Annotated in this window: 16 protein-coding genes and 1 riboswitch; of the genes, 12 read left to right on the forward strand and 4 right to left on the reverse strand. The window is 39.4% G+C overall.

Annotated features, from left to right (window positions below):
- Positions 1-74 precede the first annotated feature (74 nt).
- Genes rpsF through rpsR form a run of 3 tightly spaced genes read left to right on the forward strand, consistent with a single transcriptional unit; the run spans position 75 to position 1,098 of the window.
- On the forward strand, positions 75-362 hold the full coding sequence (gene rpsF / locus EDC37_RS04505; protein WP_132548362.1) for a 30S ribosomal protein S6: 288 nt from the start codon (positions 75-77) through the stop codon (positions 360-362).
- A 19-nt stretch (positions 363-381) separates the two neighbouring features.
- The gene (locus tag EDC37_RS04510; protein WP_132548364.1) at positions 382-846 is read left to right on the forward strand and encodes a single-stranded DNA-binding protein; all 465 of its coding nucleotides are present in this window, start codon (positions 382-384) and stop codon (positions 844-846) included.
- An 18-nt stretch (positions 847-864) separates the two neighbouring features.
- A complete protein-coding gene (gene rpsR / locus EDC37_RS04515; RefSeq protein ID WP_132548366.1) occupies positions 865-1,098 on the forward strand; it encodes a 30S ribosomal protein S18 in 234 nt (77 codons plus the stop codon).
- Between the two features lie 138 nt (positions 1,099-1,236).
- On the opposite strand, the gene EDC37_RS04520 is transcribed toward rpsR, so the two are convergent.
- On the reverse strand, positions 1,237-1,671 hold the full coding sequence (locus EDC37_RS04520) for a universal stress protein (RefSeq protein WP_132548368.1): 435 nt from the start codon (positions 1,669-1,671) through the stop codon (positions 1,237-1,239).
- A 138-nt stretch (positions 1,672-1,809) separates the two neighbouring features.
- Positions 1,810-1,906: riboswitch (TPP riboswitch) on the forward strand.
- 81 nt (positions 1,907-1,987) lie between these two features.
- Here EDC37_RS04520 and thiC point away from each other — a divergent pair.
- The 7 genes from thiC to EDC37_RS04555 all read left to right on the forward strand — a co-directional run bounded on the left by thiC (position 1,988) and on the right by EDC37_RS04555 (position 10,195).
- Entirely contained in the window at positions 1,988-3,310 is a 1,323-nt protein-coding gene (gene thiC / locus EDC37_RS04525) for a phosphomethylpyrimidine synthase ThiC (protein ID WP_132548370.1), read from the forward strand.
- 96 nt (positions 3,311-3,406) lie between these two features.
- Complete coding sequence (locus tag EDC37_RS04530; protein ID WP_165874453.1) at positions 3,407-4,249, forward strand: PHP domain-containing protein; 843 nt, start codon at positions 3,407-3,409, stop codon at positions 4,247-4,249.
- A gap of 409 nt (positions 4,250-4,658) precedes the next feature.
- Complete coding sequence (gene glmS, locus EDC37_RS04535; protein WP_132548374.1) at positions 4,659-6,488, forward strand: glutamine--fructose-6-phosphate transaminase (isomerizing); 1,830 nt, start codon at positions 4,659-4,661, stop codon at positions 6,486-6,488.
- A 154-nt stretch (positions 6,489-6,642) separates the two neighbouring features.
- The gene (locus EDC37_RS04540; protein ID WP_132548376.1) at positions 6,643-7,281 is read left to right on the forward strand and encodes an HAD family hydrolase; all 639 of its coding nucleotides are present in this window, start codon (positions 6,643-6,645) and stop codon (positions 7,279-7,281) included.
- Between the two features lie 170 nt (positions 7,282-7,451).
- Positions 7,452-7,754, forward strand: coding sequence for a hypothetical protein (locus EDC37_RS04545; protein WP_132548378.1), 303 nt, complete (start codon positions 7,452-7,454; stop codon positions 7,752-7,754).
- A gap of 252 nt (positions 7,755-8,006) precedes the next feature.
- The gene (locus tag EDC37_RS04550) at positions 8,007-8,849 is read left to right on the forward strand and encodes an aldo/keto reductase (protein WP_132548380.1); all 843 of its coding nucleotides are present in this window, start codon (positions 8,007-8,009) and stop codon (positions 8,847-8,849) included.
- Between the two features lie 50 nt (positions 8,850-8,899).
- Positions 8,900-10,195: a CapA family protein gene (locus tag EDC37_RS04555; RefSeq protein WP_132548382.1), complete on the forward strand. Its 1,296-nt coding sequence runs from the start codon at positions 8,900-8,902 to the stop codon at positions 10,193-10,195.
- Between the two features lie 331 nt (positions 10,196-10,526).
- Here EDC37_RS04555 and EDC37_RS04560 read toward each other — a convergent pair whose 3' ends face one another.
- A complete protein-coding gene (locus EDC37_RS04560) occupies positions 10,527-11,684 on the reverse strand; it encodes a glycerate kinase (protein ID WP_132548384.1) in 1,158 nt (385 codons plus the stop codon).
- A gap of 187 nt (positions 11,685-11,871) precedes the next feature.
- Between EDC37_RS04560 and nhaA the strand changes: the two genes are divergently transcribed.
- Positions 11,872-13,068 (forward strand): Na+/H+ antiporter NhaA, encoded by a 1,197-nt coding sequence (gene nhaA / locus EDC37_RS04565; protein ID WP_132548386.1) that lies wholly within the window; start codon positions 11,872-11,874, stop codon positions 13,066-13,068.
- Between the two features lie 260 nt (positions 13,069-13,328).
- Complete coding sequence (locus EDC37_RS04570; RefSeq protein WP_132548388.1) at positions 13,329-13,922, forward strand: VC0807 family protein; 594 nt, start codon at positions 13,329-13,331, stop codon at positions 13,920-13,922.
- A gap of 115 nt (positions 13,923-14,037) precedes the next feature.
- On the opposite strand, the gene queA is transcribed toward EDC37_RS04570, so the two are convergent.
- A complete protein-coding gene (queA, locus tag EDC37_RS04575) occupies positions 14,038-15,060 on the reverse strand; it encodes a tRNA preQ1(34) S-adenosylmethionine ribosyltransferase-isomerase QueA (protein ID WP_132548390.1) in 1,023 nt (340 codons plus the stop codon).
- A 102-nt stretch (positions 15,061-15,162) separates the two neighbouring features.
- A complete protein-coding gene (locus EDC37_RS04580; protein WP_165874454.1) occupies positions 15,163-16,464 on the reverse strand; it encodes a SpoIID/LytB domain-containing protein in 1,302 nt (433 codons plus the stop codon).
- Positions 16,465-16,474 lie beyond the last annotated feature (10 nt).

Genomic DNA, 16,474 nt, shown 5'->3' on the forward strand with positions numbered 1-16,474 from the left:
GACTGGTTTCAAAATTTATTTTGAATCCCCTGCCCTTATAAAAGGGCCGATAGTCCAGAGAGGGAGGTGATTTCGTGAGAAAGTACGAAGTCATATTTATTGTAAGACCAATGGAAGAAGAACAGACCAATGCCACAATCGAAAAATTTTCCAAGATCGTTACCGATAATGGTGGCATCATTGACAAAGAAGATCGTTGGGGTAAAAAACGTCTTGCCTATGAAATAAAAGGCTGCATGGACGGTTTTTATTGTCTGTTCGATATCAGTGCTGAATCTACTTGTGCTGATGAACTTGATCGTGTAATGAAAATTACTGATGAAATCTTGAAGCACATGATCGTTAGATTAGACGAAAAATAATTCGTTTAGGGGGACGCATATGAATAAAGTCATTCTAGCAGGACGTCTTGCTACCGATCCGGAAGTTCGCTATACTCAGACAGGAAAAGCTGTAGCTTCGTTCCGTCTGGCTGTAAATAAGCGTTTTTCACGTGATCAGCAAAACACAGCCGATTTTTTTACTATTATTGCCTGGCAAAAATTAGCTGAAATATGCGGCAATAATTTGGTGAAAGGTAGTCAGATTCTCGTTGACGGTTATCTACAGGTGCGCAATTATGACGCTCAAGATGGCTCAAAACGTTATGTAACAGAAGTGGTAGCTAATGATATAGAGTTTATGGGGTCACGCCCAGCTAATCATGCAGATAATAATTATGCTGGAACACCTTCTGCCTCTGGTACATCAAGTCAGTCTACCGCACCAAAAAATCAACCGGCTGCATCAAGTCCAGCTTCTTCCTTCGGTTCAGAGCTGCCCCCTGACGAAGAAATTCCATTTTAATTTAGGAGGGTATTACCATTGGTTAAACGTGATAGAGGTAGAAGACCAAAGAGAAAAGTTTGCAGTTTCTGCGCAGATAAAGTAGAAGCAATTGATTATAAAGATGTTGCTAAATTACGTCGTTTTGTCACTGAACGCGGCAAGATTTTACCGCGCCGTATTTCCGGCAATTGTGCACGCCATCAGCGTCAGGTAACGTTGGCAATCAAACGTGCCCGCAATATTGCTTTATTGCCATTCACAGCAGAATAATTTAAAAATCGACACATATAAACCGGCCCCCAAAAGTTAGACCACTGAATCTAACTTTTGGGGGCCGGTTTTTTATTATTCTACCTACAATTTAAATTATTGCTATCTAGAACCACTTACAAGAACACTTCATTATAACTATCTGACTATCAACACAGGACAATCTGCCCGGCTAACCAAATATTGGCTAACACTGCCCATTATTATTTGCTTAATAGTTCCCAAACCTCTGCTGCCCATAACAATAAGGTCACTTTTCTTATCCTTTGAATATTTTAGTATCATCTTTGACGGATCGCCTATTTTTAATACATAAGACGCTTCTCTTTTTGCTGCACTGACCTTTTTCTTTGCCTGTTCCAATACTCGTTTTCCTTCTTTATCAATATCATCAGGAACATAAGTATCCAATGACATTCTTTCCACTGCTGAAACTGCTGTATTTAGATCTATAACGTAGAGTACTACTAATTCTGCCTGAGAAAGGCCTGCTATATATATAGCTTGTTCTAAAGCGCGTTCAGAATGAACCGACCCATCGATAGGAACTAAGATTGATTTTATTTCTCTCATAATATTTACACCCCTTCTATGAATTTTTTCGTATTGTTATCTGTATATTGTATTATTTCTATAAAAACATAAAAATACCTTGTAAAAAATCTATCGACATCATCAAATGCTTGACACAGATTGCTTATTTTGCTAGACTGAAATCAGCAGGGGTGCTTTATGCTGAGAGGGCAATCGCCCAACCCTTCGAACCTGTTGGTTAATACCATTGTAGGGAAGCTGGCATAGCTAATTTTAGTCTGCTTTCTTTTGAAGGCAGGCTTTTTTATTTAGATAATTTATTTTGGAATAGCAAACAGTAGAAAAGAGGATATACATGCACTATAAAACACAGATTGAAGCAGCAAGACAGGGAATTTTGACGGATCAAATTAAATTAGTTGCAAAAAAGGAAAACCGTCCAGCAGAATGGATTAGAGAAGGTGTTGCCAATGGTACTATCGCTATTCCTGCCAATGTGCATCATCAATCACTTTCAGCTGAAGGAATCGGTGACGGCTTAAAAACAAAAATCAATGTAAATCTTGGCATATCTGGTGATGCCAAAAATTATGATTTAGAAATGAATAAAGTGAAAATGGCTGTAAAAATGGGTGCTGAATCCATTATGGATCTGTCTAATTACGGAAAGACACATGAATTTCGTGAGAAACTAATTGACTATTCACCTGCTATGATAGGAACGGTTCCTATGTATGATGCAATCGGCTATTTAGAAAAAGATCTGCTCAAAATGACTGCCGATGACTTTTTGCGCGTAGTAGAAGCCCATGCTAAAGAAGGCGTTGACTTTATGACTATCCATGCAGGCATCAACCGTCGTGCCATAGAAGGTTTTAAACGGTCAGGTCGCCGTATGAACATCGTGTCCCGCGGCGGTTCCTTGCTTTTTGCTTGGATGGAAATGACCGGCAATGAAAATCCTTTCTTTGAACACTATGATGATGTTTTAGAAATACTGCATGAACATGATGCTGTTATTTCTATAGGTGATTCACTGCGCCCCGGCTGTCTCGATGATTCCACCGACGCCGGACAGATCGGTGAACTTATTGAAATCGGTTATCTTACTGAACGCGCGTGGAAAGCTGGCGTCCAAGTTCTTGTGGAAGGTCCTGGCCATATGGCAATAGATGAAATAGCTGCCAATATGAAACTTCAAAAAAGACTTTGCCACAATGCTCCATTTTATGTACTTGGCCCATTGGTAACAGATATAGCACCTGGTTATGACCATATTACTTCAGCAATCGGCGGTGCCATAGCTGCATCAAACGGCGCTAATTTTCTATGTTATGTTACTCCTGCTGAACATCTCCGCCTGCCTAATTTAGACGATGTACGTGATGGTATCATTGCCGCCAAAATTGCTGCTCATGCCGCCGATATAGCTAATAAGCTTCCCGGCGCCAGAGACCAGGACAACCGTATGGCTGATGCCCGCCAAAAGCTTGATTGGAATGCTATGTTTAAAGAAGCTATGGATCCTGAAAAGGCAAGACGCTATTATGAAAGCGTGCCACTCGCCCAAAAACATACTTGCTCTATGTGTGGAAAAATGTGTGCAGTAAGAACAACCAACAAAATTTTGAGCGGTGAAAAAGTCGTATTTTGCGATGAAAACGGAAAATGTGATTAATAAAAATAGGAGTTTACGTCAAATGTCGTAAGCTCCTATTTTTATTTAACTTGAAATAAACTTCTATATACAATTAGAATAATGAGGTTTGCTACCATGATGGATCTACATTGCCATACTACTGCATCTGACGGCCAGTATTCTCCAGAAAAAGTTGTAGCTTTCGCCAAAGAAATTGGTATTTCTGTCCTTGCCATAACAGACCACGATACTATCGACGGCCTAGCCCGCGGTGAACAGGCTGCAAAAGCCGCGGGCATTCGTTTTATTCCAGGAATTGAAATAAATGCGCAGGGAACTAATGTCCATGTATTGGGCTATAATATTGCTTATAAAAGCCGTGCCGCGCAAGATATCTGCATGGTCAATAAAAAGCTGCGTATCAAAAGAGCTGAAATGATATTAGCCTATTTAGCCAATAAAGAGGTTTATCTAACTTGGGCTGATCTTGAAAAATATACTTCTGGTGGAATAATTGCCCGCCCGCATTTTGCCCGGGCAATGGTCGAACACGGTTATGTCAATACAGTCAGTGAAGCTTTTACAAAGTATCTGGACACCAAAGAATTCCGTGCGATAAAACGCCCCCGTCCTACTGCCGAAGAAGCTGTAAAAATGATAAAGGCCATGCACGGTATTCCTGTACTGGCACATCCAGCCCTACAGAAAAAAAGTGATGAAGCTCTGGAAAGTTTGCTGGTCCAGCTTAAATCAGTTGGCCTGCTCGGCATAGAATGTTATCACAGTGAACATTCGGCAGACGATGTCCAAAAATGTCTTTCTCTCGCAGCAAAATATAATTTACTTATCACTGGCGGTAGCGATTTCCATGGGAAAAAAATAAAACCTGCTATTAAACTTGGTACAGGCATCAATAATAATTTAAACTTTCATGATGAAGCTTTAATCTGCCAACTTATGCAAAATAAATATAGTTAAAATAAATCTCCTAATTACCATATTACTATGATTTCCCCTATCCCGTACTTTTATTTAAACAAATAGCAAGATAATGGCTTGACCAAACAAGAAGTATATATTAGAATATGGAAGACATGGGCGTTCTAATTGTCCATGCCCCATTATCCTTATCCATGTGCCGCAATCTGCCGCAGCACAGGCGATAAAAAGGAGGCCTTAACGTTTTATTAAAAAGCATATTGCTTAGCGCTGGCTCTTAATAAAAGAGGACGAGGAAGAGGTTGTCGAAGTATTCAGCGGATGCCTCTCGGCTGTAATCCGGTCGAAAAAATTTGGCAAAACTGTAAGGTGACTTACAGTACAATACAAAAAATAAGGATTGGCAGATACGTCTTTAATAATTATTTTATTTTGGAGGTATCTCATTATGTGTGGAATTGTTGGTTATGTAGGAAGTAAACAAGCTGAACCATTTCTTATAGATGGTTTAACAAAACTGGAATATCGCGGTTATGACTCTGCCGGTATTGCAGTTATTGACAATGATAAAATTGATTTGGAAAAATGCGTTGGCCGGTTAGATGCATTGAAAGCCAAAATTAAAGGCCATGAACCAAAGGGTGTTATTGGTATTGGTCATACAAGATGGGCAACCCATGGCGGCCCGTCTGATGTTAATGCCCATCCGCATTTGGACTGCAAGGGTGACTTTGCTGTCGTCCATAACGGCATTATAGAAAATTACATGCAGCTTAAAGAAAAGCTTATTGAAAAAGGCCATAAATTTTTATCGGAAACAGATACCGAAGTGGTTGCCCATCTGCTTGAAGAATTATACGATGGCGACTTTGAAACTGCTGTTCGTGAAGTTTTAAAAAGAATAGAAGGTTCTTATTCTCTCTTATTTATGTCCAGAAGAGATCCAGATAAACTCATCTGCACTAAAAAAGATAATCCGCTCATTATTGGTCTTGGCGATGGAGAAAACTTCATAGCCTCTGATATTCCTGCTATAATTGGCTATACCCGCCGTAATTATATAATAAATGATGGTGAAATAGCAGTCGTTAAAAAAGATTCTATCTGGATAACTAATCAGGATGGACTGCCTGTAACCAAAAAAGTTTTTGAAGTAAATTGGAATGCTGAAGCTGCCGAAAAGGGCGGTTATGAACATTTCATGCTCAAAGAAATACATGAACAGCCTAAGGCTGTCCGTGATACAGTTATGCCTCGTATTGCTAAAGACAATTTGAGCGTAATACTCAATGAATTAAAATGGAATAAAGAATATCTTGATTCCTTCCATAAGATTTTTATAGTTGCCTGCGGTACAGCTTATCATGCAGGACTTGTTGGCAAATATTATATTGAAAAACTTGCCCGTATACCGGTTGAAGTGGATATTGCCTCAGAGTTCCGCTATCGTTCCCCGATTATTGACGAGCATACCTTGGTAATAGTTATAAGCCAGTCAGGCGAAACTATTGATACACTGGCCGCCCTAAAGGAAACGAAACGCCTTGGCGCAAAAACGCTAGCCATTACTAATGTTGTTGGTTCATCTATCGCCCGTGATGCCGATGAAGTAATTTATACTTGGGCAGGCCCTGAAATCGCTGTAGCTTCTACAAAAGCATACACTACTCAGCTTGTTACCGTATTTTTACTGGCTATGTATATGGCCGGCATCAAAAAATGTATTTCACCTGAACGTACAAAACAACTGCTCACCCAGTTACGTAAATTACCTGACCAAATTGACAGGACACTCGAAGATCCTGAACCGATTAAAACTTTTGCTAAAAAATATGGTTTCAACGAAGATGTTTTCTTTATCGGCCGTTCCCTTGATTATGATGTTGCTCTTGAAGGTGCCTTAAAGCTGAAAGAAATTTCTTACATCCACGCTGAAGCTTACGCTGCCGGCGAATTGAAGCACGGTACACTAGCCCTCATCATCGAAGGCGTTCCCGTTATCGCTTTAGCAACGCAAAAAAGTGTTTATGAAAAAACAATCAGTAACATTAAAGAAATTAAAGCACGTGATGCCATTGTTATCGGGATCACTTCCGAAAGTAATGATACCTTGGTAAAATGTGTCGACCATGTAATCAAAGTTCCTAACACTGATGAACTTTTGATTCCGCTTTTAACCGTAGTACCTCTACAGTTGCTGGCTTATTATGCGGCCATTACTCGTGGCTGTGATGTTGATAAACCTCGCAATCTGGCAAAATCAGTAACAGTTGAATAACGAAAACCGTTCACAGGCTGCCGTGTTTAAATTGCGGCGGCCTTTTTTATCATCATATTGTTGTTGTGCACTCGCCTGCTTTTAGCAAATACGTATTCAATTCAAAACCATTTTTTAACAGCAGTGCCCTACTATTATCAGGAGGTTTTATTTTATGAAAGCATTTATTTTCGATATGGATGGGGTCATTATTGACAGCGAACCCATGCATAATGCCACACTTGCAGGAATAATGAAAGAATACCATATTGACACTGACGCCGAATACATGTATACACTGAGCGGGCTTAATATTAACGCAATGTTCCAGAAAATAACAAAAGAAAAAGGATTATCCGTTCCTGTAGATATATTTGTCAATAAATACATCGAAAAAATTTTATCCCATATCAAGACAAATAAACTTAAATCCATAAATGGTATCTACGAATTATTAATAAACCTCAAGAAAAATAATATTCCTACCGCTGTGGCTTCATCTTCACCGATGGATTTCATTAAAGCCAATATAGACAAATTACATTTCAACGCATATTTTAAGTTTTTGCTCAGCGGCAATGAAGTAAAGCATGGTAAACCCGCGCCTGATATATATCTTGCTGCCGCCAAGCGGCTTGCCGTACCACCGCAGGACTGCGTTGTTCTCGAAGATTCGCATAACGGTGTGCTCGCAGCCAAATCAGCAGGAATGACCTGTATTGGCTTCCATAACCCCAATAGCGGAACGCAGGACATCAGCATGGCTGATATAATAGTCGACAGCATCCCGCAGATTGACCTTGCCTCACTTTAATCTATTTTCCCTATATATTTTAAACTAAATCCACGCTTTTTCTATTTTCTAAATACAGGCAAATGCAGCCGTCCAGAAAACTTTGTTCATAATAAATATTGCTTCTAAAAAAGCAACGCAGTATAATTAACATATATTTTCTAACATGTACGAGGGAGGTTGATATTATTATGATGAGTGATTCTATGCGTGAAATGCTCGACCTTAAGGAACTTGCCCAAATAGTCAATGGTGTACATAATCCTAACGCTGATGCCTATCGCGCCCGGTTACGTAAAAGAATGGACGCTATACCTGAATATGCTTATTTAAATTCACTGCGTATGGAAGATTTCAAAACGTTGGATGATTTATACGCTACTGTAAAAGGAATAAAAACCGAAGAAGACTTAGAAAAAAGAATTATCCGCACACCGGAAGTACAGAAAAGTGCTTTCCGCCGTTTATGGAAACAATTACCTAAAACTGCTTAACATTGTCCCATATCGGTCTATGCATAATTTTTCCTATACTTCAACTTATATGAGCTTAACAAAACCCGCTGTTAGATATCTTTTATAACAGCGGGTTTTAAAATAAAAAGCACAAAATGCCAAAGTCAATACTATTCTGATAAAATATTGCTCTTATTTTTTTCCCATAAAACAATATACCACTAGTAAGAGGAAATAACCTATCGGTATAGAACTAATTATTATATAAAATTGATAGTGAGGTGAATTGATATGTGTAATACTATTCCCGAAATAACCTTAAATGACGGTTTAAAGATCCCGTCTATAGGTTTCGGCACATATACGTTAAAAGGTCAAAGAGGCATTGAAGTTATAAAAGATGCTGTTAAAACAGGCTACCGTCTGCTCGACTCTGCTTTTAATTATGAAAATGAAGGCACTTTGGGCCGCGCCGTCAAGGAGTGCTCTATAGCGCGCAACCAATTATTCATCTGCTCAAAACTCCCCGGACGTCACCACGCCTATAAGGAAGCTTTGGAAACCATTGAAGAATCGCTTTATAGAGCCGATCTTGATTATTATGATATGTACCTCATCCATTGGCCTAATCCACGCGTCAATCAATACGTAGAAGCCTGGCAAGCTCTTATCGAAGCCAAAAAGAGAGGTTATATACGTTCCATAGGTGTATGTAATTTTCTTCCTGAACATATTGATAGATTGATTAAAGAAACAGGTGTATGCCCAAGTATCAATCAGGTTGAACTGCATCCATATTTCAACCAAAAAGAACAAAGGGAATATAATGCCAAACATCACATTGTTACACAATCATGGAGCCCGCTCGGACGAGGCAATGCATTGCTTACAGATGCTGTTATCACTAAAATTGCCACTGCCCATCAAAAATCCATCTCACAAATTATTCTGCGTTGGCATACCCAGCTTGGTGCACTGCCTATTCCTAAGGCCTCCAGCATTAAACACCAGCAGGAAAATATCAATATTTTTGATTTTAAATTATCAAGTGCCGAAATGGAACAAATTTCCAGCTTAACCAGACCCGACGGACGTAGTTTTAACCAAGACCCAGCCGTTTACGAAGAATTTTAACCTGCTAAAAAATATCACAATATATACCAATTTGTAAGGGAGCGTTTATATTGTCACAGATAAGCATCGCCGCTGTAGGCGATTCATTCATCACCCAACATCTGCCTTGTGATGAGAAATTCAACGCACTGCAAGAATACTTTTTACAGCACGATGCCCGTTTTACCAATTTTGAGGTTCTACTCCATGATTTTGAAGTTTATCCGGCACCAGTAAGCGGCGGTACATGGGCTGCCGCCAGACCTGCTGTTCTCGAAGATATAAAAAAGCTAGGCTTCAATATAATTGCCTGGGCTAACAACCACAATATCGATTGGAATCTCGGCGGGCTGTTAACCACTTTACATCATTTGGAAGACAGCGGGCTTGTCCATGCTGGAGTGGGACGTAACCTCGCAGAAGCAGGACAGCCCCGTTATTTGGACACGCCCAACGGCCGCTTGGCTCTAATCAGCGTCACTTCCACTATCTCGCCATGGGGAATGTCCAGTGCCCAGCGGCCTGATGTCCTCGGCCGCCCCGGTGCTAATGTACTTCGTTACCAAGCAGAACACAGGGTTCTTCCTAAACAATTAAAAACACTTAAAGAAATTCTTGAACAAACAGACATAAATGCTAATCGCCGTTTAAACGAAATGGAAGGATTTGCCAAGCCCGTTGCAGACGGTTATTTTATAAATGATATCTGCATAAAAAGCGCAGATACTCCTGGCACGATTACAAAAATGAACCCTAAAGATGCCGAACGTATCACCGCTTCTATAAGTGAAGCCAAACGGCAGGCAGACGTCGTCATCGTCAGCCATCACACGCATGAAAGGAAAGGTCTCAATAAGCAGCTGCCCGCTGATTTTGCACGTGATTTTGCCCGCATGTGTATTGACAGCGGTGCCCATGCTTATATAGGACATGGTCCTCATATATGGCGCGGTATTGAGATTTATAATAAAAAGCCTATATTTTACAGTTTAGGCGATTTTATTTTTCAAAATGACTCCGTGGAAAGGCAACCCTCTGAATTTTATGATCTGTACAATTTGAACTCGAACAATAATGTTGCCGATGGTCTTGATTGCAGAAGTGCACACGATACACGCGGTCTGGCTGTTGATAGACGCGTTTTTGAGTCAGCTGCCGTTTCCTTTTGCGTAAAAAATGGTTCCATTGATAAAATAGAACTGCGTCCCTTATCTCTAGGTTTTGAAAATGGTCGTGCCAGACGCGGCCGGCCAGAATTTGCCGACGAAACAAATGGCAAGCGCATTTTAAGTGAAATTGCTGCTCTTTCGGCAAACTATGGTACTAAAATAGATATATCCCATAACTTGGGGACAATTATTGTGTAAAATATACACTGCTTTTATCAGAATAACGGTCCCTGCTAGAAAATATCCCAACTATATGCTTATTAAAATTTGTTAATGGACAAAAGAAAGGTTTACTGGTGGAAAAGATGCAAGATTTTTTATTTGACATTTTAGGTAAGGTCATTCCTGTTTTAGTGACAGTTATGCTGCTAATAGATAATATCATCAGCGCATGAACTGGCCGCTCTTTCATTTTCTTACATTATAAAACAGCACTTATCATTGTATAAGTATTGTTTTTTTTATTTTGCAGGTTGATTACTAACAAAGTTAAAGCATCCGCATTCAAAGTACCATGCCTACAATGCTTTTATTTTGCGTCTGGCAAAGACATACCGACCTTTATGAGCTGGCATGTCCGTTCAGCTGCAAAAGTCAAATATACGGCAGCATTCTGCATACATTCCGTCAAAGTAGCCGGTGCATACGGCAAAGCTGCAATAGCGTCGATGCCATGCGATAAAACCTCTTTTGCCTCAACAGTAAGGGCACCAGAAAGACAAACTACAGGAATATTTTGCTTTTTAGCGACAGCAGCTACCCCTACAGGTGCCTTCCCCTGTGCAGTTTGGGCATCCGTATAGCCTTCACCTGTTATGATAAAAGCTGCACCTTTTATTAATTCAGCAAAATGGATTGTGTGTAAGATGAGTTCTATACCAGGAACTGCTTTGCCATTAGTGAAAAGCAACAAACCAGCACCAAGACCACCAGCAGCACCACTGCCTGGAATATTGCCAACATCAATTTTCAGGTCTTGCTTAGCAACATTAGCATAATTTAGAAGGGCAGCATCAAGTTCTTGCACTATTTCTGGTGTGGCTCCTTTTTGGGGGCCGTAAACGGCGGAAGCTCCTCTGGCACCACAAAGAGGATTATTTACATCACTGGCTATATAAACCTCAGTAGCAGCAAGACGCGTATCAATCTTCGTTACATCTATGTGTGCCAACTGTGCCAGTGCTGCTCCTCCCCGTGCTAAACAGCGGCCATTTTTATCGAGAAACCTTGCCCCCAGCGCTGATGCCATTCCAACTCCACCATCATTGGTTGCACTGCCGCCAATACCGATAATAATACGCTTAGCACCTTTGTCCATCGCTGCTTTGATGAGCTGGCCGGTACCATACGTGCTGGCCAAACGGACATTTCGTTTTTCCTTTGGGGTAATCAGCAGACCAGAGGCTTCTGCCATTTCTATAACAGCCGTAATAACGTTTCCTTCATGAATGATACCCCATGCTGCATTAACAGATTCGCCCAATGGTCCTTCTACCATTGTGTGCATAATCTGTCCATGAGCCATTTTTACAATAGCTTCGACTGTACCCTCACCACCATCGGCAATGAGTACCTTACCTATTCGAGCTAGAGGAAAAGTCTTTTTTACACCACTTTCGATTGCATCTGCTGCCTGTGCTGAAGAAAGACTGCCTTTAAAAGAATCTGGAGCAATAACGATATACATTTTCCATACCTTCTCTCTTTATTTTTATCTACTTTCTATTTCTCCTTTTTCAAAGTGATAACCTCCTCCTTCTGTTCATCTTCTATTGATATCTCATTTTATACAGCGCCATTTTTAGTGACCAAACCAAAATCACTGAACGATTCAAAATACATATAATTTTTACTACGAACAAAAAGGGCACTTGATGAAAAATATAAAACATAATGTTATTAAAAACTCCATTTCGTTGTTGCGGCCGTTTAATCATTTTTTTAAGCACAAATCTTTCAGCAGTATAGTATTGTTATTATTTACCATAATCGCGATATTTTTAGCCAATAGTAATTTAGCTGATGAATATCAAACCATATTGAGCTTACATTTATCCATTGGTATTATTGACCTATCTATCCTGCACTGGGTGAATGATGGTCTGATGACGATATTTTTCTTTGTAATTGGCTTAGAAATCAAGCGGGAATTTCTTTTTGGTGAACTCAAATCCCTATCTGCCACTATTTTACCAATAGCCGCAGCTATCGGCGGCATGATCGCACCTGCATGCATTTATTATCTCATCAACTATGGAGAATCCACTGCCGTTGGCTGGGGTATTCCCATGGCTACAGACATCGCCTTTTCACTAGGTGTCTTATCCTTAGTAGCTGGTAATGCTCCCCGCAGTATAGCAATATTTCTAACTGCTCTAGCAATAGTAGACGACCTAGGTGCCATCATCATAATTGCTTTATTTTATAGCACCGCCATTCAATTTACTGCTCTCAGTTATGGTTTGGCCGCATTGTTGGCAGCAGTCCTTCTTAATAAATACAATTGCCAAAATGCATTCAGCTATATAGGTTTAGGATTAATTGCCTGGTTTTACTTTTATCATGCTGGTATACACCCCACTATTGCTGGTGTAATCTTAGGCTTAACTATTCCTGCGCAGGACACTCGTGACATCAATAAATCACTTTTGCACAAATTGGAATATTATCTTGCACCATGGTCAGCATGGTTTATTATGCCTGCCTTTGCATTAGCCAATGCTGGTATACAATTGCACTTCGCGGAAATAAGTAACCTGTTTGCCCCAGAAGGGATTGGCATATTGGCTGGCCTTGCATTGGGTAAGCCTCTGGGAATATTCGGCACAGCATTTTTACTATTAAAAGCAGGTTTCGTTAAAATGCCGGAAAAAACTACTTATTATCATTTTTTAGGAGCGGGCGCACTCAGCGGAATAGGTTTTACCATGTCATTTTTTATTGCTTCCCTTGCCTTCGCTGATATTCCCCAATACCTCACAACCGCTAAATTAGGCATTATTTCCGGTTCAATTTTAGCCAGCCTTATCGGTACTATTATTTTCAAATTAATAGACTATAAACATACGTAATAAGGATTTTGGATACAGACATCCTAATATAACGAAATTATTTAACGCGCCAGCTATGGCAATGAACAACATCAACAACTAAACATTAAGGCACTGCAATAAATGCAGTGTTTCAGACCAAAGACAAAAGCACCTGCATTTATCTATAGCAGGTGCTTTTGTATACTTATCCACAAAAATTATTATTACTTTATTTACTTATGTATAAATGATATAATACTGCAATAAATTATAAAAAATAAAACTTAAAGGGTGTTATAATGACTACAAAAAATAGGTTATTAAATTTTGATTTTTTTGCAACAATAATTATTCCCTTAGCTATATTTTATATATTCAATTATCATCAAAACTTACTATGGGGTGCTATTTTATCTGGTGCTTGGTGTTGTGGTTTTTTCCTTTTTCGTTTAATTATAAATAAAAAAACTAATATCCTCGCTTTACTAACTGGCATCTTTTCAGTAATAAGTTTATTAATCACTATTATTTTTCATGACCCTAAATTTTATTTTTTAGAACCCATTTTTTCTGATTTTATTTATTCTGTTATTTTTTTCGGCTCATTATTTTTTTCTCGTTCACTGATTCAAATATTTGTTGAAGATAGTAAAATTATATCTTTTTCTTCTGAATACACAACTTTTGAAAAATATATAAAAACATGGAAAATCTTAACCATAATTTGGGGCAGTGTTATGTTACTCCTGGCTGCGATAAAATTGTTAATTTTTTATTGCATGAGTATCAATATTTACTACGCAGTAAGTAAAACTTATTCAGCTGTAATTAATCCTTTACTTATAATTGGATCTTATAAATTTCCTAAATGGTATTGGCATAAGGCCGAATAATTATATTATTTTATAATGTGCCACATTTTTATAACCCCGATTATTGACGATGAACCATAATAATGCCCTGTAACTTTTTAGTTACAGGGCATTTAATATTTTGATAACCATGTTGTTATAAGATCAACATAGCATCACCAAAACTAAAAAATCTATACCGTTCCTGTACAGCTGTTTTATATGCCCGCAAGACATATTCTCGTCCCGCAAATGCACTTATAAGCATAATCAGTGTTGATTTTGGCAGATGAAAATTAGTTATTATCCCATCGACAATCTTGAACTTATACCCCGGATAAATGAATATTCCTGTTTCACCGCATTTAGCCGGCAGAAAGCCATCATCTCGTGCAGCCGATTCCAATGTTCTTATCGAGGTAGTACCCACTGCAATGATCCTGCTGCCACGTGCTCTAGCAGCATTAATCCTATCTGCGGTTTCTTTTTCAATATGGAAATACTCTTTATGCATGACATGGTCTTCAATGTTATCTTCATTGACAGGGCGAAAAGTACCTAGTCCCACATGCAGCGTAACAAACTCCAAATTTACGCCCATGTCCTTCAACTCAGCTAAAAGTTCTTTCGTAAAATGAAGACCCGCAGTAGGAGCGGCAGCTGAGCCATTTTCCTTAGCATAAACAGTCTGATAACGTTCTTTATCTTTAAGCTTTTCATGAATATACGGTGGAAGCGGGGTTTGCCCCAGACGGTCAAGTACTTCTTCCCAAATACCCTCATAAGAGAATTCAACTATTCTTCCACCGAAATCAGTATTCTCTTTTATTTCACAGCTAAGTTTACTGCCAAAGTTTATTATGCTGCCGACACGGGCTTTTCTTCCCGGTTTAACCAATACTTCCCACTGGTTGCCTTCTTGTCTGCGCAAAAGGAAAACTTCTACTTTTCCCCCTGTCTGGTCACGCCTGCCTATCAATCTTGCCGGTATTACTCTTGTATTATTAAAGACCAATGTATCTCCGGCCTTTAGATATTTTTTTAATTCAAAAAAATGTGCATGTGTTATAGATTCATCTTTTCTGTTGAGCACCATAAGCCTTGAATGATCCCGTTCGGGACAAGGTGTCTGGGCAATAAGTTCTTCCGGTAACTCGTAATCAAAATCTGTCAATAACATAAATAATCTTTAAATCTCCTTTTTAATAAGCAATTCTATCTAGTCTATGCGCTCTTAGACAACAAGTGGTAAACGAACTAAAACCTGACAGCTCGCAGCTTTTCAATACCAGTTGCCTATAGAAACTTCACTATAATAAGTATATAAAATTGTTTGGTAATCATAGCCTTGTTCTGCAAGGGTCTTCGCACCCCATTGCGACATGCCAACCCTATGCCCCGAACCATACCCATCTATTTTGATAACTTCTCCACTGCGATTTGTTATAGGATGGATGTTATTGTTTACCCCGGTCTTTATCTTGGGAACCTTATAATCGGGTAGTTCGACATCAATATCTTTACTGTAACCGGAATATTGGTCAATAGGCACATTTATTTTTTTCGGTGAAGGTATGATTACGTCAATCGCAAATTTAGTGCTTTTAAGCCCCAAGACGCGACGCACTTCATTGCCCGTTAATCTAGCAATATTCTTATCGCCACTGAACACCACTGTTTTTACGGCACCATTTTTGCTTCTGTCGACCTGTCCACCACTATTTAAAGCTGACAATGTCACCGACTGGAGTGTCCCTATATCATAACCATATTGATTTAATTTTCCGCTTAACTCAACTGGAGTCATTTGCAAAGACCAATGATAATTAGGTGAATTCTGGTCATAATCCTTAACCGCCCGCAGATAGGGAAGATATGTTCCCCATACATCCTCGCTATTTTCTGTATTACCACCTGAACTAGCATGGAACGCGGCAAAAATAGGCTTATGTGCATATAGCAGCACCTGTCCACGCGTATCATCTACTGCTTTTTGTACTATATCATTTTCTACATTGCTGCCACCATACGCCTGGCAATGAGCCAAAGCGCAGACGTCAAATCCTTCGTTTTCGTGACGATTGAGGCTGTACAGAGCGTAGCTCCTAGCTGTCACAGCCTGTGCCTTCAAAGCTTCCACAGGCCACGTAGCGGGCATTTCCGTAGCTACTACACTGTAAAGATATTGTTCAAGCGGCAGATCATTTATGACCGTGATACCATCTGTCATCTTTTTTATGAGTATCCTACCTCGATATGTTTTTTTATTTACCACTGTGCGGCCATCATCATCTGACGGCTGTACAGATAGCACCATACTTTTAGCAGGAAGGTTATTTATATACAACCGGCCATTTTTCTGTGTAATCAAGACTTTATCACCGGCGTTATATTTCCCAAACGTATCATTAGTTCCCGGGTCCTTTATCAAAAAGAGCTTATCAGACGATACCATTATGCTTGACTGCCTAGTCCACAAACCAACGCGGATATTCTGTTCTGCCGCCAAAACTTTAGTTAGAGAGCAAGTTAATACAAGAGTAACCATTACAAAAAATATTATACTATGTCTCAAACATTTCATATCTTCGCCT

Source organism: Pectinatus cerevisiiphilus (assembly GCF_004341685.1).
Classification (GTDB): Bacteria; Bacillota; Negativicutes; order Selenomonadales; family Selenomonadaceae; genus Pectinatus; species Pectinatus cerevisiiphilus.